Source organism: Plantibacter sp. LMC-P-059a (genome assembly GCF_030209505.1).
Lineage (GTDB): Bacteria > Actinomycetota > Actinomycetes > Actinomycetales > Microbacteriaceae > Plantibacter.
Genome location: NZ_JARVRZ010000005.1, coordinates 137,615 through 161,594, shown reverse-complemented (window position 1 = coordinate 161,594; position 23,980 = coordinate 137,615). Strand labels below are relative to the sequence as shown.

Genomic DNA, 23,980 nt, shown 5'->3' with positions numbered 1-23,980 from the left:
CGCAGGCTATGGGCCTCCTATGAGCCGTCCATCCCTCGTCCATGGGTCTGCTGGGCGGTTGCCGAGCCCGGTTCGTCCCACCAGGCGAGGACCCGGGAACCGATGAGCGTGAGCCACTTCGACGGCTCCCCCTCGGGCACGTCGACGTCGAACCAGACCCGACCGGGCAGACGCGCCCCCTGCAGCCAAGTGCCGTCGGCTTGCCGTGCACGGCGGACGAGTTCGACGGCGTCCGCGAGTCGAGGGTCCGGCGGGGTCCCCTCGGTGATGGACACGGCCCGGAAGTGGTCGAGGGCGACGAGGGCGCTGTAGCGATAGCGGTTCGGGTAGACGAAGTGCTCGACGAAACCGCCGACCCGCTCCCCGGTGGACGCGCGGTTGAGCAGCCGGCGGGAGAGCAGGTACTCCTCGCCGCTGCGGCGGGTTTCGCGCACGCTCGTGTCACCGGTGGTCGTCTCGTACGCGAGGAGACCGCGGACGGCGTTGAGGGTGGAGTGGAAGGATGAACGGACGGAGTCGCCCTCCTCCGCCTCGCAGTTCCAGCCGCCGTCGGCGAGGCGGTGCGTGGTGAACCATGTGGCCAGCTGGGTCACGTCGATGCCGAGCCAGGCGCCGCTCGCGAGGGTGAACGCGTTGATACAGACGTCGACCTCGCCGCCCCAGTAGGGCAGGTCGTCGTAGTCCCAGCGACTATTGGCCGCCAGGCGCGCGGCCGTGTCGGTCAGGACGGCCGCATCAACGCCCCACTCGCGGAGGTCCTTGAGCGCCCAGGTGGTCGCGACCCAGGGCTGGCCGGGTTGCTGGGCCTCTGGGCTGTCGAAGAAGCCGGCCGGGAAGAACGCGCCGCCCGCCCACTGCCCGTCCGGGTCTTGATGAGCGAGGAGTGCCGCGCCGAACCCGGTGGAGGGGATGCTCGCCCGAGTGGCCTCCCACACCTCGGGCAGCGCCCCCGCCAGGTCTCGTTCGACCTGCCAGCGGAGGGCCGGGTCGGAGTCGAGCATCCAGTCGAGCAGCTTCGCGTCGATCGCCATGCGGGAACGCTACTCCTCGCGGGGCGCGGCCGACAGGGTGGTGTCGGCCGCGCCCGGCGTCGGATCGGACCGTCAACGCGGGGTGGCTTTGAGGCCGTTCGGTGGGCCGTCGCGATCGGACGAGGTGCGGAGGACGTCGTAGCGGACGAGGGCGTCGGCCTGTTCGAGGCTGGGCTGCACGCTCATGAGCACGCGTTTCGTCGGATCGATGTCCCACGCGATGACGAAGTAGGCGTCGGACCCCGACCGGTCGCGCCGTCGTTCGATGACCGCCTTCGGAATGACCGGGTCGTTCCGCATCACGAGCCACGTGTTGTGGTCGAGTCGGATCGGACGGGGGCGGGTCATGTATCGAACATACGTTCGAATCTCTGGTGAGGCAAGCTGAGATGCGCGTGACGCGTCGGCAGTTGGCGACCGAGATGGATGTCGTTACCGTTGGCACGTGCGCACGCTTCGGGCAGTCGGGTTCGACCTCGACGGCACCTTGTTCGACCACCGCGGCTCCGCCCGCGACGGGGTGCACCACTTCCTCCGATCACTGGGAGTCGAGCCATCACCAGGAGCCCTCCGATCCTGGTTCACTGCCGAGGACACCCAGTTCGAACGGTGGCGGGCCGGGGAGATCAGCTTCCAGGAACAGCGACGACAGCGCCTGCGAGCCGTGCTGCCAGTACTGGGCGTCACGCTGCCGACGGACGACGCGGGGCTGGACGCATTGTTCGACCGTTATCTCCAGGCCTACCGGCAGTCATGGCGCGCGTTTCCGGACAGCCGAGCACTGATCCACAGCCTGCGCGCCAGCGGCTACCGCGTCGGCCTCTTCACGAACGGAGCACAGGCACAGCAACTCGACAAGCTGCATCGGACCGATCTGTTCGACGGGTTCGACACGGTGTGCATCTCCGAACACCTCGGCGTGCAGAAACCGGATCCCCAGGCGTTCGCCATCCTCGCTACACGGTTGGGTGTCGCGCCAGAGGAGTGCCTGTTCGTCGGCGACCATCAGGCGCACGACGTCGACGGCGCCCGGTCGGCCGGCATGCGCGGGCTACTCGTCGATCGCTACGCGACGCATACGGCGGGCATTGCGGACGTCGTCCTGGGCGAACTTCGCGCCGGCGTCGAGCCCGCCAGATAAGCCGACGCCGAAGGACTTCGCGACCTCGAGAGCAGGGCTCGTCGAGGGCGAGTTGCTTAACTTTGCTTAACCGCTTGACCAGCTTCTCGGCATCCCGCTACGGTGTCTGCGTAACCGATTAACCACTCACAGCAGAGGACGTCATGAACCAACGAGGGTTCCACCAGCCGAACGGCGCATGGGTCGGAGACGTCATCCCGTGGCAGGAGGACGGTGTCTTCCACCTGCTCTACCTGCACGAGTCGCGTCGCGTGCCGAAGATCGGCATGCCGTGGCACCGTGTCACGACCGAGAACCTGGTCGATTTCCACGACGAGGGGGCGGCCCTGCCCTCCGGCGGCCCGACGGCGTCCGACTTCAACGTGTACACCGGAAGCGTCGTCCTCGCCGAGGACGGCACCAACCACGTCTTCTACACCGGCCACAACCCTGACCACCTCGGGGCGGACGGCCAGGCACTCCAGCTCGTCATGCACGCCATCAGCACCGACGGCATGCGCACCTGGGACCGCCTCGAGGCCGACACCTTCGGCGCCACCGCCGGGTACGAGACCGCCGACTGGCGCGACCCGTTCGTCTTCTGGGACGAGGAGGCCTCGCTCTGGCGGATGCTCATCACCGCCCGCCACGCCGACGGGCCCGAGCGCCGCCGAGGCGTGATCGCCCAATGCACCTCCACCGACCTCTCCACCTGGGAACCCGTCGAGCCGTTCTGGAACCCCCGCCGCTACATCGCCCACGAGTGCCCCGAAGTCTTCCAGTGGGGTGACTGGTGGTACCTCGTGTACTCCGAGTTCAGCGAATCGTTCACGACGCGGTACCGGATGTCCCGCACGCTGCACGGCCCCTGGCTCGTCCCCGAGCACGACACGCTCGACGGTCGCGCCTACTACGCGGCGAAATCCGCCGCCCGCGACGGACGCCGGTTCTTCTTCGGCTGGATCGCCTCCCGCGACGGAGCCCAGGACGCGGGCGCCTGGCAGTGGGCCGGCACCATGTCCGTCCTGGAAGCGGAGCAGCGTACCGACGGCACTCTCGCCTTCCATCCGCCGATCGAGTTGCGTGACACCTTCGCACCCGCCGGGGATCCGAACGACACCGTCGTCCCCTCGGGCACGGTGCTCAGCGCGCCCGACGGCTATGCCGACGCCCTGTCCTCCGCCGACGCACCGGATTCCTTCCGACTCGTCACCCGGTTCGACATCGCCCCCGGCACGACCGAGTGCGGCGTCCTCCTCCGTGCGAGCGCCGACGGCGACGAGGGCTACGTCCTGCGTCTGGAGCCGAAGCGCGACCGCCTCGTCTTCGACCGCTGGCCGCGCTCCAGCACCGGCACCGAGCAGTGGCAGATCTCGGGGGACGTCCCGTTCGCCGTCGAACTCGAACGCCCCTGCCACCTCGCCCCCGGACGGCACGAGCTCGAGGTGATCGTCGACGGCGACCTCTGCGTCGCCACCGTCGACGACAGGGTCGTCCTCAGCACACGCCTCTACGACCGGCCGACCGGCCGCGTCGGCGTCTTCGTCGGCGAAGGGACCGTCACCGTCGAGGAATGCACCCTGCTGGAACGTCGTGACGCCGACCTCGACGACGACCACGCGACATCGCGCCGACTCGCCACCAGCACGACGTCCTGATCCCGACACCACGCTCCGCCTTCCTGCACCACCCAGCACACCCGCACACCCGCACCCACCTGTGATCGATCAACGGAGATTCCGACCATGCCAACCACCGCACGCACACGCACCATGCGCCCCACCCGCAGCACCGCCTTCGTGTCCCTCGTCGCCGCGTCAGCGCTCGCCCTCTCCGGCTGCGCCGGCGGATCGAGCGCCACGGACCCGACCGACGTCGACCCGAAGGGCGACATCGTCCCCCGCGAGATCTCATGGCTGCTCTCCCGCCCGGCCGACGGCGGCGTGATCACGGCGATGGAGCAGATCGCCGACGAGTACGCGAAGGACCACCCCGGCTTCTCGCTCAACCTCATCACCACGCCCGACCGCCCGTCCTACATCCAGAAGTACGAGACCCTCGCAGCGGCCAACAAGCTGCCGGAGCTCTTCGACACCGACGCGACACCGTTCGCCCAGAAGCTCGCGAAGCAGGGTCGGATGGTCGACGTCGACCTGCTCCTCGAGGACCTCGGTATCGCCGACTCCTACCGCGAGGCGGCGCTCAACTACCAGCGGTTCGACGACGGCTCGCTGTACATGGTGCCGTTCGAGTTCCAGCTGGAGTTCTTCTGGTACAACCGCTCCCTCCTCGCGGACGCCGGTGTCACCGTCCCGGCCACGCTCGACGACTTCCCCGCCATGTGCAAGGCGCTCCGTGCCAAGGGCGTCACCCCGATCGCGCTCGACGGGCAGGACCAGTGGCCGCTCGAACGCTACATGGCCTACTACCCGTTCCGGATGGCGGGTCCCGAGTACATCCAGGACCTGAAGGCCGGGAAGGCCTCGTTCTCCGACCCCGCCGGGAAGGCCGCGGCCGAGTGGCTGTACGACCTCGGGCAGGCCGGCTGCTTCCAGGAGGGCTTCTCCTCGACCGGCTACGCGGACGCGCAGGCGCTCTTCACCTCGGGCGAGGCGGCGGTCTACAACATCGGCACGTGGGAGCTCTCGAACCTCGCGACCGACGCCCTCGACCCTGGCGTCCGTGACGCGGTCGGCACCTTCACCCTGCCGACCATCGACAACGCCGTCACCGCCGACAACGAGTACGTGACCCCGTCCGGCATCGGGATGGCGGTGAACGCGAAGACGTACGACCCGCTCGTCCGCGACTTCCTCGCCTTCGCCCTCGAGCGCTACCCGGAGCTCTACGCCGCGACGGGCGCACTGTCGCCGACGACCTCCGCGCAGACGACCGTCCCTGCGAACGCGACCGAGCTGTACGCGAGCTCCGTGGCGCAGGCCGACGGCGTCGGACCAGCGATCGCGATGCCCTGGGACACCCAGCTCGACCCGGCCACGAACACCCGACTCCAGCAGGAGCTGACCCTGCTCGTGCAGGGCGACATCACGCCGGACGAGTTCATCGCGACGATGGACGCCGCCCTCACGGAGAACGTCGATGACTGAGCTCACCCAGACCGCGGTGGGCGCGTCACCGGCCCGCCCACCGCGGCGGCGGAAGCCGATGTCCACGTCCATGCTGCCCCGCCGGTCGACGCTGTCGGTCCTCGTGTTCCTGGTGCCACCGCTCGTCCTCTACGGCATCGCGGTGCTCCTGCCGATCGTGCAGTCGCTGTTCCTCAGCCTCTTCTCGTGGGACGGCATCACCGACATGGCGTTCGTCGGACTCGACAACTACGTCAAGATGCTCACCCGCGACGACGTGTTCTGGACGTCGTTCGGCAACGCGCTCGGCTACCTCGCCATCTGCCTGGTGCTCCAGCTCGGTGGGGCGCTCCTCGTCGCCGGGCTGCTCACCGCCCTCCCCCGGGCCCGCGAGCTCGTCAAGACGCTCTACCTCCTGCCGGCCGTCATCTCGACGGTCGCGATCGCCATCCTGTTCCAGCGGCTGTACGCGCTCGAACCGGTGGGGCTCATCAACCAGCTGCTCGCCTGGGTCGGTCTCGGTGACCTCCAGACGGCCTGGCTGTCCAATGTGCAGACCGTCCTCGCAGCCGTGTCGATCCCCGAGGGCTGGCGGTTCACCGGGCTGTACATGCTCATCATCTACGCCGCCCTCATGGCCGTGCCACGCGACCTCGAGGAGGCCGCCCGGCTGGACGGCGCGTCCTGGTGGCAGATCTTCTGGCGGATCCGCTTCCCCTACATCCGGCCGGTGTGGATCACGACGACGGTCATGGCGACGACCTTCGCCCTCCGCGGCTTCGACATCCCGTACCTGCTGACGAACGGCGGGCCCGGCCAGTCGTCCGAGCTACTGACCACGTACATGTACAAGACGGCGTTCGTCCACACGGACTACGGCTACGCCAGCGCGATCTCCATGTTCATCGTCGTCGAGTGTCTCGTCGCCGTCGGCCTCATCTTCCTGCTGCTCCGACGGAAGGACAAGTCATGACCGCCACCCTCCCCGCCCGGCCGACCGAACAGGTCGCGCCCGCGGCTGCGCCGGCACCGAAGCGGAAGCCCCGGCACACCCCACGCGTGCGGGTGCAGCGGACGATCCTCACCGTGACCGTCGTCGCGATCGTGCTCGTCCAGGTCTACCCGCTCGTCTGGCTGCTGCTCACGAGCTTCCGGACGGCGGCGGACTTCGCCGGTGGCAACCCCTTCGCGCTGCCGTCCGAGTGGACGCTCGAGAACTATGCGCGGGCGTTCTCGACCGGCAACCTCGGGCTGAACATCGTCAACAGCCTGATCGTCACGCTCGGGTCGAGTGCCCTGATCGTCATCGCCGGCATGATGGCGGCCTACGCGCTCCAGGTCCTCGGCTTCCGGTTCAGCGGGCTCGTCCGCGGCCTGTTCCTCCTCGGCATCATCGTGCCCGTGCAGATCGCGCTCGTCCCCCTGTTCATCGACTACTCGCAGGTCGGTCTGCTCGACACCCATCTGTCGATGATCATCCCGCTGGCGGCGTTCGCCCTGCCGATGGCGGTCTACCTGTTCTCCTCCTTCTACGAGTACATCCCGAGGGAGATGTACGAGGCCGCGTCGCTCGACGGCGCGGGCCCGTACCGGATCTTCGGCCAAATCACCTTCCCGCTCTCGGTCAACACGATCATCACGGTCGTGCTCGTCAACAGCATCTTCATCTGGAACGACTTCATCTTCGCGAACACCTTCGTGCTGTCGGACGGATTGAAGACCATCCCGCTCGGCCTGCAGAACTACATCGGGGCGATGGGGAACACTGATTGGACGGCGACGTTCGCCGCCGTCTGCGTCACGGTCACACCGCTGCTGCTGGTGTTCCTCGTGTTGAACAAAGCGATGATCAGCGGCCTCGAGAGCGGAGCGACCAAGGGATGAGCAGCACGGACCAGCCGAAGCCCGGCGCAGACCACCCGAAGAACACCTCGGGCATCACGATGCGCGACGTCGCGAAGGCTGCCGGCGTCTCCGTCGCGACCGTCTCGCACGTCGTCAACGACAAGCCGGGGTCGCGGATCGGCGAGGACGCCAAGCGTCGGGTGCACGAGGCGGTGGCCGAGCTCGGCTACCGGCCGAACGCCCTCGCGAAGACGCTGTCCCAGGGGAACTCCCGCTTCATCGGCCTCGTCGCCGACGCGATCGCGACGACCCCCTTCGCCGGCCAGATCATCCACGGCGCCCAGGACGAGGCGTGGCGACACGGCTACGTCCTGCTCGTCGCCAACACCGACGGCAACACGGCCGCCGAGGACGAGGCGATCGCGATGATGCTGGAGCACCAGGTCCGCGGGATCCTGTACTCGACCTGGTTCCACCACGAGATCACCGTGCCGGAGGCGCTCCACCAGACCGACACCGTGCTCGTCGACTGCTTCGCCGGCGGCAGCGGACTCCCCGCCGTCGTCCCCGACGAGGAGCAGGGCGGACGGACCGCGACCGAGGCACTGCTCGCGGCCGGCCACCGACGGATCGCGTTCGTCAACACCACGACCCCCTCACCGGCACAGACCGGACGGCTCGCCGGGTACCGCTCGGCGTTGCAGGCCGCGGGGGTCGCGTTCGACGACGCCCTCGTGTTCCCGGCCTCGCCGGAGCAGGAGGGCGGGTACGCGGCGACCGCCGAGGTCGTCGACTCAGGCGCCACCGCGGTGTTCTGCCACAACGACCGCGTGGCCATGGGACTCTACGACGGGCTGCGGGAACGCGGACTGCGGATCCCCGACGACATGGCGGTCATGGGATTCGACAACCAGGACGTCATCGCCGCCCACCTCCGGCCGCCGCTGTCGACGGTCGCCCTCCCCCACTACGAGCTCGGAGCGGCCGGTGTCCGTCGGCTGCTCGGCCTCGACGCCACGCCGTCCACCGGGCCGCAGCTCATCGCCTGCCCCGCCGTCCCGCGGCACTCCGTCTGAGGGCGCGGCCATGCACGACGAACCGAGCGTCCTCCCGAGGCCTGGCTTCCACCTGACGCCGGAGCGCAACTGGATGAACGACCCGAACGGCTTGGTCTTCCACCACGGACGGTGGCACGCCTTCTTCCAGTACAACCCGGAGGGCAGCGACTGGGGCAACATGAGCTGGGGTCATGCGACGAGCGTCGACCTGCAGCACTGGGACGAGCTCCCGGTCGCCCTGCGGTTCACCGCCGAGGAACAGGTGTACTCGGGATCCGTGGTCGCCGCAGGGCCCGACGGACGGCTCACGGCGTACTACACGAGCGTGTCCACCGACGGTCGGCAGGCGCAGTCCCGCGCGACCAGCGACGATGACGGACTGACCTGGCAGCGCGATCCGGCCAACCCGATCCTCGACCGCGGTTCGCAGGCGTTCCGCGACCCGAAGATCATCCGTTACGAGGACGCCGACGGCCTTCGCTGGATCATGCTCACCGTGGAAGCCGTCGAGCGGCAGGTCCTCGTGTACTCCTCCACCGACCTCCGCACCTGGGAGCACGTGAGCACCTTCGGTCCGGTCGGTCCCACCGGCGTGGTGTGGGAGTGCCCCGACCTCATCCCGCTCGCCGTCGACGGTCGCCCCCAGGAGACCCGGTGGGTGCTGATCCTCAGCACCAATCCGGTCGGTGACGCGCAGGACCCGGACGGATCGTCGATGAGTTACCTCGTCGGCGACTTCGACGGCTCCACCTTCACGCCTGAGCGGGCCGAGCTGCAGCGGCTCGACCACGGCCGGGACTTCTACGCGGCGGTCGGCTTCGACAGCGCTCCAGGCGGTGAAGCGGTCATCCTCGGCTGGATGGGCAATTGGCGGTACGCCGCCGACCTCCCCGCCTCGCCGTGGCGGGGCGCGATGTCGCTCCCCAGACGGCTCTCGCTGACCACGGTCGACGACGAGCCACGACTCGTGCAGGAGCCGCCGGCCTTCGTGACGGAACGGTTGGCCGCGATCGAACCGACGACCGTCGCCGTGTCCTCCGAAGCCGTCGACCTGATGCTCGACGGCTTCGGCGTGGTCGAGCTGCGCTGGGATCCGTCGATGACGGGCGAACTGCGGCTCCGGCTGACGGCCGACATCGATGGCGAGGTCGTCATCATCCACGACCCGACGTCGGCGTCGGTCTCGGTCACGCGGTCGGGCGGCGCCATGGACACGGTGCACCCCGACTTCGCCTCGACCAGCATCGTCCCACTCGCCGGCGACGGGCCGGCGCGGCTGCTGCTCAGCCTCGACGGCCCACTGCTCGAGCTGTTCGTCGACGGTGGTCTCGCCACCGTCTCCGACCTCGTCCTCCTCGGGAGCGAACGGCCCCGACTCACGCTCGCGAGCGAACGTGCCAGCCCCGTCACGGTCGCCGTCGCCGTCCTCCACCGGGCAGCCGTCGTCGACCGGGCAGCCGTCGTCGACCAGCCGCACGCGTTCGCCTGACGCTCCTCCATCACACGATCCAGCACCATCCCGCCACGGGTGCCTTCGGCGCGCCCGCAGCACCGACGAAAGGAACCGCAATGACGCACGACCTCTCCAGACGGACCATCCTCCAGGGCGCAGGCCTCGGGGCGCTCGCACTGTTCGCGAGTACCGGGGCTCCGCTCACGGCCCAGGCCGCTCAAGCGACGACCTCCGCCCAGGCACAGGCGTCGCTCCGCTCGGTGTTCCACATGACGCCGCCGTCGGGGTGGCTCTGCGACCCGCAACGACCGGTGTTCACGAACGGCGCGTACCAGCTGTACTACCTCCACTCCGGCCAGAACAACGGCCCGGGCGGTTGGGATCACGCGACGACGACCGACGGCGTCGCCTTCACCCACCACGGGACGGTCATGCCGCTGCAGCCGGACTTCCCGGTGTGGTCGGGATCCGCCGTCGTCGACACCGCGAACACGGCGGGTTACGGTGCCGGGGCGGTCATCGCCCTCGCAACGCAGCCCACGGACGGGGTCCGGAAGTACCAGGAGCAGTACCTGTACTGGTCCACCGATGGCGGCTTCACCTTCACGATGCGCCCGGATCCGGTGATCGTGAACACCGACGGACGCACGGCCCAGACCGCGGCGGAGATCGACAACGCCGAGTGGTTCCGGGATCCGAAGGTGCACTGGGACGCGGCGCGAAGCGAGTGGGTCTGCGTCATCGGCCGTGCGCGCTACGCGGCCTTCTACACCTCGACGAACCTGATCGACTGGCAGTTGCAGCACAACTTCGACTACCCGAACCACGACCTCGGCGGCATCGAATGCCCCGACCTGTTCCAGATGCGAGCGGGCGACGGCAGCTGGCACTGGGTGTTGGGCGCCAGCATGGACGCCTACTCGATCGGCCTGCCCATGACGTACGCCTACTGGACGGGCACCTGGGACGGGACGCGGTTCACGGCTGACGACCTCACCCCGCAGTGGCTCGACTGGGGGTGGGACTGGTATGCCGCGGTCACCTGGCCGAAGGCGGAGTCGCCCGATGACCGCCGGCTGGCGATCGCCTGGATGAACAACTGGAAGTACGCGAACCGCGACGTCCCCACCGACGCCTCGGACGGGTACAACGGCCAGAACTCCGTCGTCCGGGAGCTGCGACTCGAGGCGCAGTCCGGCGGTCGGTACAGCCTGCTCAGCTCGCCCGTCGACGCCCTCGCCGGGTATGCGACCGCGACGCTCACCCTCCCCGGCCAGACGGTCACCGGGAGTGCCGTCCTCCCGTGGAGCGGCCGGGCCTACGAGATCGAGCTCGACCTCGCCTGGGACACCGCGACGAACGTCGGTTTCTCCGTCGGGCGCTCGGCGGACGGCTCCCGGCACACCAACATCGGCAAGGCCGGGGCCGAGCTCTACGTCGATCGGGCGCCGTCCGATCAGGCAGGCTTCTCACTGCAGCCGTACACGCGGGCCGCAGCGCCGATCGACGCGGCCGCGCGCTCGGTCCACCTGCGGGTCTTCGTCGACACGCAGAGCGTCGAGGTCTTCGTCAACGCCGGCCACACGGTCGTGTCGCAGCAGGTCCACTTCGCCGAGGGCGACACGGGGATCTCGTTCTACGCCGACGGCGGACCGCTGACCGTCTCAGGGATCACGATCCGCGAGTTCGGTACGGCGATCTAGGCGAGCGCGCTCATCCGTGCGTCAGGATGGACGGATGGATCTCCAACACCTGACCGAGCACGGACGATGGACGACGACCCCTGCGGCGGTGACGACGGAGCCGGACGGTTCGCTCCTTGTCACCGCCGTCGAGGGCAGCGATGCCTGGCGCCACACCTCGTACGGGTTCGTCCACGACACGGAGCACGCCCTGGTCGCCCCGATGCCACACCGCGGGGCCGTCGAGGTGACGTTCGTCCTCGACGGCTCGGAGCAGTTCGATCAGGCCGGGGTGTTCCTGCGGGTGTCCGCGACGAGCTGGCTCAAGGCCGGTGTCGAGGTGTCTGACGGGGTCGCCCAGCTCGGCGCGGTCGTCACGCACGGCACCTCCGACTGGTCGGTCGCGCCCGTCCCGGACTGGCTCGGGCGTCCCGTGACCATCCGAGCGAGCCGAGACGGCGACGCGGTGACCGTGCGCGCTCGGGTGGACGACGAGGACTGGCGCCTGGTCCGGGTGGCGCACCTCGACCCGGACGCCGAGGTCGAGGCCGGGCTGTTCTGTGCGGCACCGACCCGCGCAGGACTCACCGTCCGGTTCACTGCCGTCCGCCTCGGCCCGCCGGACGACGCGCTGCACGGCTGACCGCAGTCATCACGGCGACACGATCACCGCTGCGCCGGCGCCCCGCGGGTCGCCGTCGCCGCATTGCGATCCGCGAGCACCGCGAACGCCGCAGCCAGTTCCGGGGGCTCGACCACCTCGATCTCCGTGTCGAACCGGTTGAGCGAGGCGGCGAGCGCCACCCACGACCAGGCGCCGGAGGTGTACCGGGTGCGATCGTCGCCTGCCGCCTCGGCCGTTCCATCACCGACGAAGGGCTGCACGGCGGTCAGCGGGAGGTGCAGGAGGACGGTCCCGACGCACGGCCACCGGTCGGCGTGCTCCGAGCCCTTGAACCGCGCGGCGACGAATACCCGCACATCTCCCCCGGGCACGGTGCGGGGGTGGAAGCGCGGACCCGTCGGCGTCCGCGGCACGAGGCGGTCGGCGCGGAAGATCCGCCAGTCGTCGCGGTCGAGGTCCCAGGCCACGAGGTACCACCGCTCGTCGGACAACACGAGGTGATGCGGTTCCACCCGACGCGGCGGTGCCGGGTCATCGACCGCCCGGCCGAAGCGGAGCACGTGCCGGTCCCGGATGGCGGCTGACACCGAGAGCAGCACCTCGGAGGAGACCGTGGGCGTCGGCGCGGCACCGGCGCGGGCCACGTTCGCGACCTCCAGGGCATCCAGCCGGTGGCGGACCCGCGACGGCAACACCTGTCGGACGGTGGTCAGGGCTCGCAGCGCCGCCTCGCCGATGCCCTCGCCCGCCACCGCGGCGGTTTGGAGCGCCACCGTCAGCGCGACCACCTGGTCGTCGTCGAACAGGAGCGGTGGCAGCTCACTCCCGGCGTCCAAGCGATACCCGCCGTCCGGACCCATCGTCGCCTCGATCCGGTAGCCCATCTCGCGCAGGCGGTCGACGTCGCGCCTGATCGTGCGATGGCTGACGCTCAGTCGATCGGCGAGCAGCGCGCCCGGCCAGTCCCGCCGGGCCTGGAGCAGGGAGAGCAGCTGCAGCAGGCGGGAGGTAGGTGAGGACATGGTCCGAGCCTAAGTCGAGTAGCGGACACGATCTGTCCTAGACACCGGTCATCATGGTGCTCAGCCGGGAGGAGCCCGGTCCGAATCGAGGAGCACTCATGAGCATCACGACCACCACCCACCTGAACTTCGGCGGCGACGCCCGCACGGCACTGGCCTTCTACGCGTCCGTCTTCGGCGGGCAGACGACGATCGCGAGCTATGCGGACTTCGGTATGCCCAAGGACGCTCCCGGGGCGGAGCTGGTCGTCTTCGGACAGCTCGAGTCCGCCGACGGGTTCCGGATCATGGCGTACGACAGCCCGGGCGCCACGGGCGGCTCGCTCATCGGCGGTGGCGCGACCCGCAGGGAGCAGGGCACGACCGTCACGGAGCAGTCGTGCTTCGTCTCAGTGCGCGGCGAGACGCTCACGGAGGTCGAGGTCTTCTGGGCCAAGCTCACCGAGGGCGGTACCGTCGTCGAGGAGCTCGCGGCGTCCGCGTGGAGCCCGGGCTTCGGCATGGTCACCGACCGGTTCGGGGTCACCTGGATCCTCGACGTCGCGACGGCCGGCTGAGACCACCGCGCTCGCTGAGCGACCGCACTCACTGAGGCGGACACGGAACGGGCCGGTGCGGAGGTCATCCACACCGGCCCGTTCGGTTCACCAGGCGAACCCTTAGCGTCCCTTGTCGAACCGCTGGCCTTCCGCCTTCGAGGGCAGGAGGAGGAGGACGAGCAGGATGATGCCGCCGACCGACGGGATGAGCGAGAAGAAGTAGAACGGGCCGGGGAAGTTGGCGTCGTGCAGTCGGCGCCAGATGAGGGCCAGGCTCGGCACGATGGTCGCCAAGCCGATGAGCATCAGGAGGACGAAGCCGACGATGATGAGCGGTGCAGCCCCCGGGATCTCGAGGATGCCGGGCTGGGTGTAGTAGGTCTTCGAGCCGGCACTGTTGTCGAACACGATCGCCTCGCGCTGTGCGGCAGCCGACGACGCACCGATCGCGACACCCGTGATCAGCAGGATGTTCGGGATGAGCGTGACCAGGAAGAGGAAGAGCGTGACCCACCAGTACTCGCTCCGCGAGGCACGGCCGGAGAAGGTCGCGTACTTGCGGAGGTAGCGCTTGGCTGCCTGCGGCAACGTCGCGCCGTAGAGCGGCAGCGAGAGGTCGTCGGGCGAGGTGGCTCCGCGCGGGGCCTGGGGCGCGTGGTTCGGGGCCGCGTACGTCGGGGTTGCGGGGTATTCGGGTGTCGGGTTGGAACTCATGGCTGCTTTCGGTCGAAGTCGGTCGATGACTCAATTCTGGCAGCGGCGGAAATCACCCCCGGACGGGTTGCGTTCCGCTGGGGTGGGCTGGTTCCCTTCCGGCGCGATCCGCGGAGCCCGAGCCGGTCGCCGAGCCCGCACCGGTCACCGAGCCTGCGCCGGTCACCGAGCCTGTGCCGGTCACCGAGCCTGTCGAGGTGCACCCTTCGACAAGCTCAGGGACCGGAACGTGCCCGGTCCGCGACACCCGGTCACTGAGCCTGTCGAAGTGCGCGAACCGGCAGGCACTCGACCCGCTCAAATCCCCACAACCACACCCGGTCACTGAGCCTGCCGAAGTGCGCCCAGCGGCAGGCTCGCAACCTGACCAAACACCACAGCCACACCCGGTCACTGAGCCTGTCGAAGTGCTCACGGGATGCCTCCACAGCAGCCCGAACTCAGCATCTGGAATGTCAGTGGTCCATGGTGGACTGGAGTCATGACCGAGAGCACCGCCACCGCGATCCGCGCGAGCGACGAGTACGCCGCGCAGCTCGCTGAGTTCTCTGACGAGTACGCGAGCATCTGTCGCCGGCGCGCGGCCTTGGATGCAGAAGAATCGCGGTTGCTCGCGCGGTCGGCCGCGTATGCGGACGCCCTGGCGGACACCGTCGTCCCGGCCATCTACCCGCCCGCCGAGCGCCGGGCGCTGTCGCGCCGCTCGACGTGCGCGATGCTCGCGATGGCCACCCGTGCTTCAGAACAGACGGTCCGACACGCGACCGACGACGCCGAACAGCTCGTGAACGAGGCGCCTACCGTGCTGGCCGCGCTCGAGGCGGGCAAGATCTCGAGTCGACACGCGCGTACGATCACCGATCAACTCCGCGACGTGCCAACCGCTGGACGCGCGTCGTTTCTCGCCGAGGTACTCCCGATGGCCGAGCGATTGACCGCTACGCGGCTCAAGAAACGCGCGAAGGACCTCCGTGAGCGGCTGCACCCGGAATCGATCACGGCGCGCGCGATCCGTTCGGAAGCGGACCGCCGCGTGGAATTCGAGCCCGCCTCGGACGGCATGGCATGGGTCCACCTCTTCACCACCGCGCCCATCGCGCAGGGCATCATCGAGCGCCTCGAGGCCGCAGCTGCGGAGTCACGCAAGGCGGGCGATACTCGCACCTGTGGACAGTTGCAAGCCGACGCCCTCGCAGCCCTGGCCCTCGCCGGCGTTACCCCGGACGATGTCGCGTCGAACCCGGTGCTCCCGCATCCGATCGAAGTGCAGGAGCACATCAAGCCCACCGTGCAGATCACCGTCCCAGCACTCAGCATGGCCGGCGTCTCCGACGCACCTGCCACGCTCGACGGCTACGGGCCGATCGACCCGGACACCGCAGCGCGCATCGCGGTCAACGCACCCTCTTTCACCCGCATCCTCGTCCAGCCCGAAACCGGTGCCTTACTCTCGGTCGGCCGCGGCCAGTATCGCGTTCCCGCCGATCTCCAGCGGGCGGTGCGGCTTCGGGACAGCACCTGTCGCGCACCAGGTTGCGGACGTCGAGCCAGGGCATGCGACCTCGATCACTCGGTTGCCTGGCACGACGGCGGGACAACGGACGTCGGGAATCTTGCCTGCCTCTGCAGACATCATCATCGGATGAAGCATCTCCCGGGCTGGAACCTCGACCATCAACCGGGCGGCGTCCTCGACTGGACCACACCCGACGGCAAACACCACCGAACCGCACCGGACCCTGCACCGTTCTGAACCCCGGCCCGTGCCTGAGCCTGTCGAAGGGTTCCTCGTGGGCACTTCGACAGGCTCAGTGACCGGTGGAGGTGTGGGCGGATCAGCCCGGTCCCTGAGCTTGTCGAAGGGTTCCTCGTGCGCACTTCGACAAGCTCAGTGACCGGAGTCGAGCGCGCGCACAGGCAGGACGCTGCCTGTGTCCCTCAACACTTCGACAGGCTCAGTGACCGGTGGAGGTGTGCCGGATCAGCTCGGTCCCTGAGCTTGTCGAAGGGGTTCTCGTAGGCACGTCGACAAGCTCAGTGACCGGACAAGACGCACCGGGAACACCCCGGTCCCTGAGCCTGTCGAAGGGTACCCAGGCGCGGCACCACCCCTTGGAAAGCGCTTGCCGAGTACGCGGTCACACCGATAGCCTCGTCCGGAACCCCACCCGGAAGGTCGCAATGCCGCGCCGACACGACAGTCCATCCACCAGGGACCACCCCACACCGATCGTCGTCAACGACAACGCCGCCTGGTGCTGGTTCCAAGACGAACGCGCACTCGCCGATCCGGTCGCCGGCCTCCTCCTCGTGGGGTCGATCGCCTCGACCACCGGTGTCGACGGCGAGCGCCGCGGCGGCAACGTCGAGGTCACGGTCGTCGACCTCACCACCGGCACCGCCGACGTCGTCGTCCTCCACGAGCGACTCGAATCCGACGACCACGACGTGCCCGCCCTCTGGCACCGTCCCGACGGCCGCTGGCTCGCGATGTACACCCGCCACAAGACCGACGACCTCACCCGCTGGCGCATCAGCGAACCCGACGACCCACACCACTGGGGACCCGAGCAGACCTTCGACTGGAGCCCCCACACCGGCGGTTCCGGCGTGACCTACGCGAACCTCCACGAACTCGACGGCCGCCTGTACTGCTTCGCCCGCGCCGTCAACGACGACCAGTGCGCCCTCATCTCCGACGACCACGGCGACACCTGGCGGTACGCCGGCAAACTCTTCACCCGCCCCAAGGTCGGCTACGTGAACGGGTACACGCGCTACACCTCCACACCCACCCGCATCGATCTCATCACCACCGACCACCACCCACGGGACTACGACAACAGCGTCTACCACGGGTTCCTCGACGCCGACGGACTCCGCCGCACCGACGGCAGCATCGTCGACCCGCACCCGCTGAACGGTGACGCACCCTCGCAGGCGGACCTCACGACCCTCGTCGCCGCCGGGTCGACGCTCCCCGACGACGGCCGATGGCCCGGGGTCCGCCTCGGCCACGGCTGGACGGTCGACCTCCGGGGAGCCGCCGACGGCACCCTCGCCGCCATCGTCTCCGCCCGCGCGGATGATGGTCCGGCCCATCCCGACGAGGCCGCCGAACGCTACCGGCCCGTCCTCGACCACCGCTTCCTGTACGCCCACCTACCGCCGGGAGGCGAGTGGTCCGTGCACCCGCTCGCCCTGGCCGGTGCCGGGCTCCTCCCCCACGAGCAGGACTACACGGGCCTCGTCGCGATCGATCCCGACGACCTCGACTCCGTCTACCTCTCGAGCGCGATCGACCCGCGCGACGACACGACCCTGCCGCACCACGAGATCTTCCACGGACGGACCACGGACGCCGGAGCGAGCTGGTCGTGGACGCCGGTGACGGAGCATTCGGCGCACGACAACCTCAGACCGATCGTCGCACCGGGCGATCCGTCGACCGTCTCGCTGCTGTGGTTCCGCGGCAGCATGGCGAGCTCGCAGGACTACCGCTGCGAAGCCGTCCTCCTGCGCCTGCCACGCGTCCCGCACCTGCCGCGGGAAGCGGTCACTCCGGCCAGGACACCTCGCCGCTGAAATCCGGGTGCTTCCGCAGGTAGGCCTGGATGAAGGGGCAGTAGGGCACGATCGTCAGGCCGCGCTCGGCGGCGTCGTCGAGGGCTGCCGACGCGAGGATGCTGCCGAGCCCCTGCCCGCCGAAGTCGGGATCGATCTCCGTGTGGGTGAAGAGGATCCGGCCGGGTTCGTCGCGGTACCCGGCGATGCCTGCGACGCGGTCGCCCACGCGGATCTCGTACTCGTGGCTCTCGTCGTTGCGGACGACCTCGGGGGTGTCCGCGTCGGTGCTGGGTGTCGTCATCGGGGCTCCGTTCCACTCAGTTTCACTGTACGTCCGATGCGTCCCGTCATGAGCTGTTTACACGGGGTCCGGATCCGCAACCTGTTGGAAACACGGGCACACGCCGACGGAAACACGGTGGTGTCACGCTGGGCGCACCCGACGCGCTCCAGCCGCGTCCCTGCGGAGAGGCACCTCGAATGGATCAAGGAAACACAGCATTCCTGCTGATAGCTGCGGCACTCGTCCTGCTCATGACACCAGGACTCGCATTCTTCTACGGCGGCCTGGTGAAGGCGAAGAGCGTCATCAGCATGATGATGATGAGCTTCGGCGCACTCGGCCTCATCGGCGTCCTCTGGGTGCTGTACGGCTACGCGATCGCGTTCCCCGGCTCCGAAGGCACCGTCGCACCATGGGCGATCGACACCGCGAACATCGGCCTGACCGGTGCGCTCGAGACGCCGGAGGGTGCCGCGTACCCGCCGCTCGCCTTCGTCGCGTTCCAGGCGACCTTCGCGATCATCACCGTCGCGCTCGTCTCCGGTGCGATCGCGGACCGCGCGAAGTTCGGCTCCTGGATGATCTTCGCCGGGATCTGGGCGACCGTCGTCTACTTCCCCGTCGCCAGCTGGGTCTTCAACTTCGGCCTCGCCGATGACGGCAGCTTCGCCTACGGCGGCTGGATCACGCACGGCCTGCAGGACGTCTTCGGCGTCGGCGTCATCGACTTCGCCGGTGGTACCGCAGTGCACATCAACGCCGGTGCGGCAGCGCTCGCCCTCGCGCTCGTCCTCGGTCGTCGCGTCGGGTTCAAGAAGGGCGCCTACGTCCCCCACAACCCGCCGTTCGTCCTCCTCGGCGCCGGTCTCCTCTGGTTCGGCTGGTTCGGCTTCAACGCCGGCTCCGAGCTGGCCGCCGACGGCACCGCTGCACTCGCCTTCGTCAACACGATCGCCGCTCCGGCCGCCGCGCTGCTCGCCTGGCTCGTGGTCGAGCGCGTCAAGGACGGCAAGCCGACCTCCGTCGGTGCCGCATCCGGTGCGGTCGCCGGTCTCGTCGCGATCACCCCGGCGTGCGCCTCACTGCACCCGATCTGGGCGATCGTCCTCGGTATCGTCGCTGGCGCGGTCTGCGCCCTCGCGATCGACCTGAAGTTCAAGCTCGGCTTCGACGACTCGCTCGACGTGGTCGGCATCCACCTCGTCGGTGGCCTCATCGGCACGCTGTACCTGGGCTTCTTCGCCAACGGCACCGGCCTCTTCATGGGTGGTGACGGTTCGCAGCTGCTCGTCCAGGCGATCGCCGCCTTCTCCGTCCTCATCTACTCCTTCGTGCTCGCCTTCATCATCGGCTTCGCGATCGAGAAGACGATCGGCTTCCGCGTGAAGAACGAGGACGAGATCGCCGGCATCGACACCGTGGTCCACGGTGAAGAGGGCTACATCCTCGTCGACGCCAAGGCCTGACCGACCGCACCACCGACCGACCTGCACCACCTCCCGACCCGACGAGGACGAGATGCGCGCAGCAGCTGGACCCGAACCGGCTGCCACTCCCGCTCATCTCGTCCTCGTCGACGTCGTCTCACGACCACCCGCGACACCAGGGCCATCACGGATCATCCGATTCGACGACCTCGTCCGGCAACCGCTCGACCGGGGCCGCGGCAGCGTCCGGGACGTCTGGATCAGCACCGACGTCGACCATCGCATCCGGTGGCGACTGCAGCTCGTCGAGCTGCGGGACGCGAGCGGCCTCATCTCCGCCCCCGACGACCTGAACCACGCCATCGTCGGCTTCGCCGGCCCCCAGGTCATGGTGAGCGCCGGCGGCGGCGACGCGACCGGCGCCGGTCGGATCCTCCACCGGGAGCAGGTCCTCACCGTGCACGAGTCGTCGGTGCGGTTCTCCAGACCGCGCCTCCGGGCCTCCGGGTCGAGCTCGATGATCGTGCTCAGTTACAGCGTCTCCGAGGACCCGCCGACCCTGACGTTCCGGCACGCGGACGCCGCGACCGACCCCGCCGACGGCCTGCAGATCGTGCTCGCCCTCGGGACGCCGGTACGGCACGGCTCTGGTGAGATCCCCCGAGGGGCCGCACTCGTCTCCGCGCCGCTCGCCGTTCCGCCGCGCTACCGCTGACCGGTGGGCGGCTGCATCGCTGCGCGCCGCGCCTGTGCGCGCTCCGACCGGCCCCGAGCGGCCATCACGAGCATCATGATCCCCGTCCCGCCGAGGATGACGGTGAAGACGACTCCGAGTCCGGTCATCCACTCGCCCTCGCCGCCGTAGCCTTCGACGACAGCCGCCCCCGGATCGGAGGCCCGGTAGACGATCGTGACCTCGTCGCCGACGGACGGTCGGTCGCTGATGTCCCACGACTCCCAGACCGTGTGCACGGTGTCGTCGGTGGCACGGTACTCGACCCGGAAGTCGAGGTCCGAGGCCTCCACGCCGTCCTGCACCTCGGTGATCGTGCCGGTGGTGCGCGTGCCCGTCTGGAGCAGCTCGTCGTCCGCCAGCCGGAGGCCGACCCCGATCGCGATCATCACCGGGCCGACGAGCAACATGCCGAGGATGAGGGCGACCATGCCGGAGCGCTTGCGGGTCGGGTTCGACGCCGCTGGCGCCGGTTGCTTCTGGAGGTCCACCCGCCTATCTCAACACAGCTCGGATGCGGCTCGACACAGCTTCCTCAAGCCGACGCCTCCGGCGCCTCCGTCGCTCCGGTCCGGCCGTCGGCGAAGCGCTGGCGCGCGTGCTGGTTGCGGGAGCCGATCGGCACCGCCTCGGTCGCCGCCGGCAGCCCCATGGCGGGCGTCGACACGTAGATGCTCTCGGCCCGCTCGACCAGGAACGTCTCGTGCCAGACCCCGACCGCCTTCGGTGCCGACCGGGCACGCCGGTTGAACCGCGACCAGGCGGGTCGATGCTCCGAGGCGGGCGCTGAGGCGTAGGCGTAGAGCTTCTCGATCGACGACCAGTACTGGACGAGGTACGGTCCGGACGCACCGAGCAGGATGTGGGAGCCGAGGAGGCCGGAGTCCGGGTCGGTCATCAGCTCGCGCAACATGCGTGGCATCTCTCCGAAGATCGGCATCCACTGGTCGGGACGCCACCACTGGTTGACGGTCATGCCGATGTGGAAGACGACGAGCTCCCCCTCGTGACGGTGGGTGATTCGGCCGGCGACGACGCGTGACATACACTGCTCCTTGTTCGATAGGGACGCTATCCAAGTTGGATAGTAGCACTATCCATGCGAGAAGGACACGATGCGAATCTCCGAACTCGCCGCGGCATGCGAGGTGCCGGTGGCGACCATCAAGTACTACCTGCGCGAGCGACTCCTCCCGGAGGGCGAGCGCACCTCGGCGACCCAGGCGCGGTACGGCGACGCCCACCTGTCCCGACTCCGGGTCATCAGAGCCCTCCTGACCGCCGGCGTCAGCATCGCCGAGACCCGGAACGTCGTGGCCGCCCTCGACGCACCGCCGCCCGGCCCGTACGACCTCCTCGGCGTGGCGCACGCCGCCGTCACCCCGCGCCCCGCAGGTCCCCTCGACACCACGCGCGCGCTCGAGCTCTACGAACGGCTCGGCGGCGTCGCGGCGCAGTGCGACCCCGGGCTCCTCGCCGGCCTCGCCCAGGCGCTCGACACCCTGGAGCGCGCCGGCTTCACCGTGCCGCCCGAGGTGCTCGACCGCTACGTCGAGGCCGCTCGTCGCATCGCCGAAGCGGAGATCGACGGCATCCCGGCAGACTCCCCCGAGCTCGCCGTGCAGTACATCGTGCTCGGAACGGTCCTCACCGAACCGCTCATCCTCGCCCTCCGCCGGGCGGCACAGCAGGTGGTGTCCTCGGCGCGGTTCGGCGGGCCGGACGCGACGATGCCGGTGACGCCGCAGGAGTCCTGAGCGTCAGGCGTCCAGTTCCGCCAGCGTCGGCGGGTTCGCCCCTGGGCGCGACACCGTGACACTCGCTGCCCGCGCAGCACGCTCGAGGAGTCGTCGGAGGTCGTGGTCGGAGATCGCCCCGAGCCGCTCCTCGGCCGCAGGCCCCGAGACCCCGGCGGTCAGCAGGCCGTCGATGAGCGCACCCATGAACGTGTCGCCGGCACCGACGGTGTCGGCCACCGTCACCCGTGGCGTCGCGATCTCGAACACCGATCCGGCACGCACCACCAGGGCTCCGTCACCACCCCGCGTCACGACGACGAGCCCGGGACCCGACGACACCCACTGCTTCGCCGCGTCGACGAGCGCGAGGTCCGGGTGCAGGAAGGCGACGTCCTCGTCACTCGCCTTCACCACGTGGGCTCGCGCGATGCACTCGAGCGCCGTCCGCCGCACGCGCTCGGCGTCGTCGACGAGCGTGGGACGGATGTTGGGGTCGTAGGTGATGAGCGCCGCATCCCGACGAGCCTCCACCAGCGCACGCAGGCGACTGGCACTGGGCTCGAGCACCGTGGCGATCGAGCCGGTGTGCACGACGGGCGCGTCCGGAGCATCCGTGGCGTCGAGGTCGAGGGAGAGGTCGAACTCGTAGGTGGCCGCACCGTCCGCATCGAGCGTCGCCTGTGCCGTGGACGTCCGGCCGGTGGGCGCCGACACCAGCGAGACCCCGGACGCGTCGAGCCAGGACCGGATCGCCGCCCCGCGCTCGTCGTCCCCGACGTGGGTCACGAGGGCCGGGATCCGGCCGAGCCGACCGAGGGTGATGCCGACGTTCGCCGGGCTGCCACCGGGACTCTCGGCCTGCGTTCCGTCGAGTCGACGGACGATGTCGATGAGCGTCTCGCCGGCGATGAGCACGTCGGTCGTCGGGGTCGTGTGCATGGCTGTTCTCTCTGCTGGGTCCGGGTCAGACGGCGACGGGTGACGGGGTGGCTGGTGACAGGGTGGCGAGCGAGTCCCGCTCGATGATCGGCATGGTGACGAGCTCGTGCCCGAGGGCGTGCCGACCGAGGAGCATCGACGCTCCGAGCGCGCCGATCTCCTGGTAGGGCAGCCGGGCAGTGGTGAGCCCTGGACGGAGGTAGCCCGCGAGGATCTCGTCGTCGAAGGAGACCACGGAGACGTCCTGCGGGATCCGGCGTCCCCGTTCGAGCAGCACCTGGTAGGCACCGAAGGCGACGCCGTCGTTCGCGGCGAGGATCGCGGTGACGTCGGGATGCCGGTCGAGGAGCGTGCGGGTCGCCTCGTAGCCGGGCTCCGGCTGCCACTCCGGGATGTCGACGCGCACCGGTTCGACGCCGGCCTCCGCGAACGCGGCGGCGATGCCCTCGAATCGCAGCGCCACCGTAGCGGTCTGACGGAGGTCGCTGATGACCTCGCGCGGGAGGTCGCCGACCACGCCGATGCGGTGGTGCCCGGCGTCGACGAGTCGCTTGGCGACCGCATAGCCGGCGGCGCGTTCGTCGGGCAGGACGTTCGCGTGGCCCGACGACGACGCTCCGTTCAGGACGACGACCGGGACGCCGGTCGAGGTACTCGGGAGGTCGATGAGGCGGGCGCCGAGCAGGCCGATGAGGATGCCGTCGACGCGGTGGTCGATCATCGTCTCGAACGCCCGAGCGAGACCGCCCTCGATCCCCTCGGTCTCGGCGATGAGCATGGTGTGGTCGTTCGCCTTCGAGACCTCGAGCGCGCCGCCGATGAGTCCGGAAGCGTGGCGGGTCAGCGTCACCTCGTCGGAGATGAAGCCGATCGTCCGGGTCTTGCCGCGCCGGAGCACCTGGGCTGCGGGGTTGGGGCGGTAGTCGAGTTCTGCAGCGGCCGCACGCACCCGCTCCACGGCGTCCGCCGACAGCCGCGACCCCGGGCGGTCGTTCATGATCATGCTGACGGCGGCCTTCGACATGCCCGAGCGCTCGGCGACGTCCGCGAGGGTCGTGCGGCGGCGCTGGGTGGACATGACACTCCTTCGTGCGGGTTGCTGAATCAGTTCAGCATA

24 protein-coding genes are annotated in these 23,980 nt (G+C 69.4%); 15 read left to right on the top strand and 9 right to left on the bottom strand.

What is annotated here, in order from left to right:
* Window positions 1-17 precede the first annotated feature (17 nt).
* Window positions 18-1,031 (bottom strand): squalene cyclase, encoded by a 1,014-nt coding sequence (locus QRN27_RS13165; protein WP_285042613.1) that lies wholly within the window; start codon window positions 1,029-1,031, stop codon window positions 18-20.
* Between the two features lie 72 nt (window positions 1,032-1,103).
* A complete protein-coding gene (locus QRN27_RS13160) occupies window positions 1,104-1,379 on the bottom strand; it encodes a hypothetical protein (RefSeq protein WP_056781457.1) in 276 nt (91 codons plus the stop codon).
* Window positions 1,380-1,476: 97 nt separating this feature from the next.
* On the opposite strand from QRN27_RS13160, the gene QRN27_RS13155 reads away from it, so the two are divergent.
* The 9 genes from QRN27_RS13155 (at window position 1,477) to QRN27_RS13115 (ending at window position 11,918) form a co-directional block, all read left to right on the top strand.
* Entirely contained in the window at window positions 1,477-2,172 is a 696-nt protein-coding gene (locus tag QRN27_RS13155) for an HAD family hydrolase (protein ID WP_285042612.1), read from the top strand.
* A 143-nt stretch (window positions 2,173-2,315) separates the two neighbouring features.
* Window positions 2,316-3,809 (top strand): glycoside hydrolase family 32 protein, encoded by a 1,494-nt coding sequence (locus tag QRN27_RS13150; RefSeq protein WP_285042611.1) that lies wholly within the window; start codon window positions 2,316-2,318, stop codon window positions 3,807-3,809.
* Between the two features lie 87 nt (window positions 3,810-3,896).
* Window positions 3,897-5,258: an ABC transporter substrate-binding protein gene (locus QRN27_RS13145; protein ID WP_285042610.1), complete on the top strand. Its 1,362-nt coding sequence runs from the start codon at window positions 3,897-3,899 to the stop codon at window positions 5,256-5,258.
* Window positions 5,259-5,328: 70 nt separating this feature from the next.
* Window positions 5,329-6,210 (top strand): carbohydrate ABC transporter permease, encoded by an 882-nt coding sequence (locus QRN27_RS13140; RefSeq protein ID WP_285042644.1) that lies wholly within the window; start codon window positions 5,329-5,331, stop codon window positions 6,208-6,210.
* Window positions 6,207-7,121: a carbohydrate ABC transporter permease gene (locus tag QRN27_RS13135; RefSeq protein ID WP_285042609.1), complete on the top strand. Its 915-nt coding sequence runs from the start codon at window positions 6,207-6,209 to the stop codon at window positions 7,119-7,121. Before QRN27_RS13140 ends, QRN27_RS13135 begins: the two co-directional genes overlap by 4 nt.
* Entirely contained in the window at window positions 7,118-8,158 is a 1,041-nt protein-coding gene (locus tag QRN27_RS13130; protein WP_285042608.1) for a LacI family DNA-binding transcriptional regulator, read from the top strand. The genes QRN27_RS13135 and QRN27_RS13130 overlap by 4 nt, the downstream gene beginning before the upstream one ends.
* A 10-nt stretch (window positions 8,159-8,168) precedes the next feature.
* Entirely contained in the window at window positions 8,169-9,629 is a 1,461-nt protein-coding gene (locus QRN27_RS13125) for a glycoside hydrolase family 32 protein (RefSeq protein WP_285042607.1), read from the top strand.
* An 80-nt stretch (window positions 9,630-9,709) separates the two neighbouring features.
* A complete protein-coding gene (locus tag QRN27_RS13120; RefSeq protein WP_285042606.1) occupies window positions 9,710-11,296 on the top strand; it encodes a glycoside hydrolase family 32 protein in 1,587 nt (528 codons plus the stop codon).
* Window positions 11,297-11,330: 34 nt separating this feature from the next.
* Complete coding sequence (locus tag QRN27_RS13115; protein WP_285042605.1) at window positions 11,331-11,918, top strand: DUF1349 domain-containing protein; 588 nt, start codon at window positions 11,331-11,333, stop codon at window positions 11,916-11,918.
* 23 nt (window positions 11,919-11,941) lie between these two features.
* Here the strand turns inward: QRN27_RS13115 and QRN27_RS13110 are convergent, their stop codons facing one another.
* The gene (locus tag QRN27_RS13110; RefSeq protein ID WP_285042604.1) at window positions 11,942-12,922 is read right to left on the bottom strand and encodes a helix-turn-helix transcriptional regulator; all 981 of its coding nucleotides are present in this window, start codon (window positions 12,920-12,922) and stop codon (window positions 11,942-11,944) included.
* Between the two features lie 98 nt (window positions 12,923-13,020).
* Between QRN27_RS13110 and QRN27_RS13105 the strand changes: the two genes are divergently transcribed.
* The gene (locus tag QRN27_RS13105; RefSeq protein ID WP_285042603.1) at window positions 13,021-13,479 is read left to right on the top strand and encodes a VOC family protein; all 459 of its coding nucleotides are present in this window, start codon (window positions 13,021-13,023) and stop codon (window positions 13,477-13,479) included.
* 102 nt (window positions 13,480-13,581) lie between these two features.
* Here QRN27_RS13105 and QRN27_RS13100 read toward each other — a convergent pair whose 3' ends face one another.
* Window positions 13,582-14,175 carry a DUF805 domain-containing protein gene (locus QRN27_RS13100; protein WP_285042602.1) on the bottom strand — a complete coding sequence of 198 codons (594 nt, stop codon included), beginning with the start codon at window positions 14,173-14,175 and terminating at the stop codon, window positions 13,582-13,584.
* Between the two features lie 481 nt (window positions 14,176-14,656).
* Between QRN27_RS13100 and QRN27_RS13095 the strand changes: the two genes are divergently transcribed.
* Both QRN27_RS13095 and QRN27_RS13090 read left to right on the top strand, forming a co-directional pair.
* Window positions 14,657-15,928: an HNH endonuclease signature motif containing protein gene (locus QRN27_RS13095; RefSeq protein ID WP_285042601.1), complete on the top strand. Its 1,272-nt coding sequence runs from the start codon at window positions 14,657-14,659 to the stop codon at window positions 15,926-15,928.
* A 428-nt stretch (window positions 15,929-16,356) separates the two neighbouring features.
* Window positions 16,357-17,760, top strand: coding sequence for a BNR-4 repeat-containing protein (locus tag QRN27_RS13090; protein WP_285042600.1), 1,404 nt, complete (start codon window positions 16,357-16,359; stop codon window positions 17,758-17,760).
* On the opposite strand, the gene QRN27_RS13085 is transcribed toward QRN27_RS13090, so the two are convergent.
* Window positions 17,732-18,043 (bottom strand): GNAT family N-acetyltransferase, encoded by a 312-nt coding sequence (locus QRN27_RS13085; RefSeq protein WP_285042599.1) that lies wholly within the window; start codon window positions 18,041-18,043, stop codon window positions 17,732-17,734. The two genes, QRN27_RS13090 and QRN27_RS13085, sit on opposite strands and share 29 nt — an antisense overlap.
* Window positions 18,044-18,222: 179 nt before the next feature.
* Between QRN27_RS13085 and QRN27_RS13080 the strand changes: the two genes are divergently transcribed.
* Both QRN27_RS13080 and QRN27_RS13075 read left to right on the top strand, forming a co-directional pair.
* A complete protein-coding gene (locus QRN27_RS13080; RefSeq protein ID WP_285042598.1) occupies window positions 18,223-19,491 on the top strand; it encodes an ammonium transporter in 1,269 nt (422 codons plus the stop codon).
* 52 nt (window positions 19,492-19,543) lie between these two features.
* Window positions 19,544-20,167 carry a hypothetical protein gene (locus QRN27_RS13075; RefSeq protein ID WP_285042597.1) on the top strand — a complete coding sequence of 208 codons (624 nt, stop codon included), beginning with the start codon at window positions 19,544-19,546 and terminating at the stop codon, window positions 20,165-20,167.
* Here QRN27_RS13075 and QRN27_RS13070 read toward each other — a convergent pair.
* Entirely contained in the window at window positions 20,158-20,676 is a 519-nt protein-coding gene (locus tag QRN27_RS13070) for a DUF3592 domain-containing protein (protein WP_285042596.1), read from the bottom strand. The two genes, QRN27_RS13075 and QRN27_RS13070, sit on opposite strands and share 10 nt — an antisense overlap.
* A 44-nt stretch (window positions 20,677-20,720) precedes the next feature.
* Window positions 20,721-21,230 (bottom strand): DUF4188 domain-containing protein, encoded by a 510-nt coding sequence (locus QRN27_RS13065; RefSeq protein WP_194670815.1) that lies wholly within the window; start codon window positions 21,228-21,230, stop codon window positions 20,721-20,723.
* 70 nt (window positions 21,231-21,300) lie between these two features.
* Between QRN27_RS13065 and QRN27_RS13060 the strand changes: the two genes are divergently transcribed.
* Window positions 21,301-21,942 carry a MerR family transcriptional regulator gene (locus tag QRN27_RS13060; protein ID WP_285042595.1) on the top strand — a complete coding sequence of 214 codons (642 nt, stop codon included), beginning with the start codon at window positions 21,301-21,303 and terminating at the stop codon, window positions 21,940-21,942.
* Between the two features lie 3 nt (window positions 21,943-21,945).
* On the opposite strand, the gene QRN27_RS13055 is transcribed toward QRN27_RS13060, so the two are convergent.
* Both QRN27_RS13055 and QRN27_RS13050 read right to left on the bottom strand, forming a co-directional pair.
* Entirely contained in the window at window positions 21,946-22,863 is a 918-nt protein-coding gene (locus tag QRN27_RS13055) for a carbohydrate kinase family protein (RefSeq protein WP_285042594.1), read from the bottom strand.
* Between the two features lie 25 nt (window positions 22,864-22,888).
* The gene (locus QRN27_RS13050) at window positions 22,889-23,941 is read right to left on the bottom strand and encodes a LacI family DNA-binding transcriptional regulator (protein ID WP_285042593.1); all 1,053 of its coding nucleotides are present in this window, start codon (window positions 23,939-23,941) and stop codon (window positions 22,889-22,891) included.
* Window positions 23,942-23,980: the final 39 nt, after the last annotated feature.

Coding starts and splice junctions, on each gene's coding strand:
- QRN27_RS13165 (WP_285042613.1), bottom strand. CDS start 1,031: ATGGCGATCGACGCGAAGCTGCTCGACTGGATGCTCGACTCCGACCCG.
- QRN27_RS13160 (WP_056781457.1), bottom strand. CDS start 1,379: ATGACCCGCCCCCGTCCGATCCGACTCGACCACAACACGTGGCTCGTG.
- QRN27_RS13150 (WP_285042611.1), top strand. CDS start 2,316: ATGAACCAACGAGGGTTCCACCAGCCGAACGGCGCATGGGTCGGAGAC.
- QRN27_RS13145 (WP_285042610.1), top strand. CDS start 3,897: ATGCCAACCACCGCACGCACACGCACCATGCGCCCCACCCGCAGCACC.
- QRN27_RS13140 (WP_285042644.1), top strand. CDS start 5,329: ATGCTGCCCCGCCGGTCGACGCTGTCGGTCCTCGTGTTCCTGGTGCCA.
- QRN27_RS13135 (WP_285042609.1), top strand. CDS start 6,207: ATGACCGCCACCCTCCCCGCCCGGCCGACCGAACAGGTCGCGCCCGCG.
- QRN27_RS13130 (WP_285042608.1), top strand. CDS start 7,118: ATGAGCAGCACGGACCAGCCGAAGCCCGGCGCAGACCACCCGAAGAAC.
- QRN27_RS13125 (WP_285042607.1), top strand. CDS start 8,169: ATGCACGACGAACCGAGCGTCCTCCCGAGGCCTGGCTTCCACCTGACG.
- QRN27_RS13120 (WP_285042606.1), top strand. CDS start 9,710: ATGACGCACGACCTCTCCAGACGGACCATCCTCCAGGGCGCAGGCCTC.
- QRN27_RS13115 (WP_285042605.1), top strand. CDS start 11,331: ATGGATCTCCAACACCTGACCGAGCACGGACGATGGACGACGACCCCT.
- QRN27_RS13110 (WP_285042604.1), bottom strand. CDS start 12,922: ATGTCCTCACCTACCTCCCGCCTGCTGCAGCTGCTCTCCCTGCTCCAG.
- QRN27_RS13105 (WP_285042603.1), top strand. CDS start 13,021: ATGAGCATCACGACCACCACCCACCTGAACTTCGGCGGCGACGCCCGC.
- QRN27_RS13100 (WP_285042602.1), bottom strand. CDS start 14,175: ATGAGTTCCAACCCGACACCCGAATACCCCGCAACCCCGACGTACGCG.
- QRN27_RS13095 (WP_285042601.1), top strand. CDS start 14,657: ATGACCGAGAGCACCGCCACCGCGATCCGCGCGAGCGACGAGTACGCC.
- QRN27_RS13090 (WP_285042600.1), top strand. CDS start 16,357: ATGCCGCGCCGACACGACAGTCCATCCACCAGGGACCACCCCACACCG.
- QRN27_RS13085 (WP_285042599.1), bottom strand. CDS start 18,043: ATGACGACACCCAGCACCGACGCGGACACCCCCGAGGTCGTCCGCAAC.
- QRN27_RS13080 (WP_285042598.1), top strand. CDS start 18,223: ATGGATCAAGGAAACACAGCATTCCTGCTGATAGCTGCGGCACTCGTC.
- QRN27_RS13075 (WP_285042597.1), top strand. CDS start 19,544: ATGCGCGCAGCAGCTGGACCCGAACCGGCTGCCACTCCCGCTCATCTC.
- QRN27_RS13065 (WP_194670815.1), bottom strand. CDS start 21,230: ATGTCACGCGTCGTCGCCGGCCGAATCACCCACCGTCACGAGGGGGAG.
- QRN27_RS13060 (WP_285042595.1), top strand. CDS start 21,301: ATGCGAATCTCCGAACTCGCCGCGGCATGCGAGGTGCCGGTGGCGACC.
- QRN27_RS13055 (WP_285042594.1), bottom strand. CDS start 22,863: ATGCACACGACCCCGACGACCGACGTGCTCATCGCCGGCGAGACGCTC.
- QRN27_RS13050 (WP_285042593.1), bottom strand. CDS start 23,941: ATGTCCACCCAGCGCCGCCGCACGACCCTCGCGGACGTCGCCGAGCGC.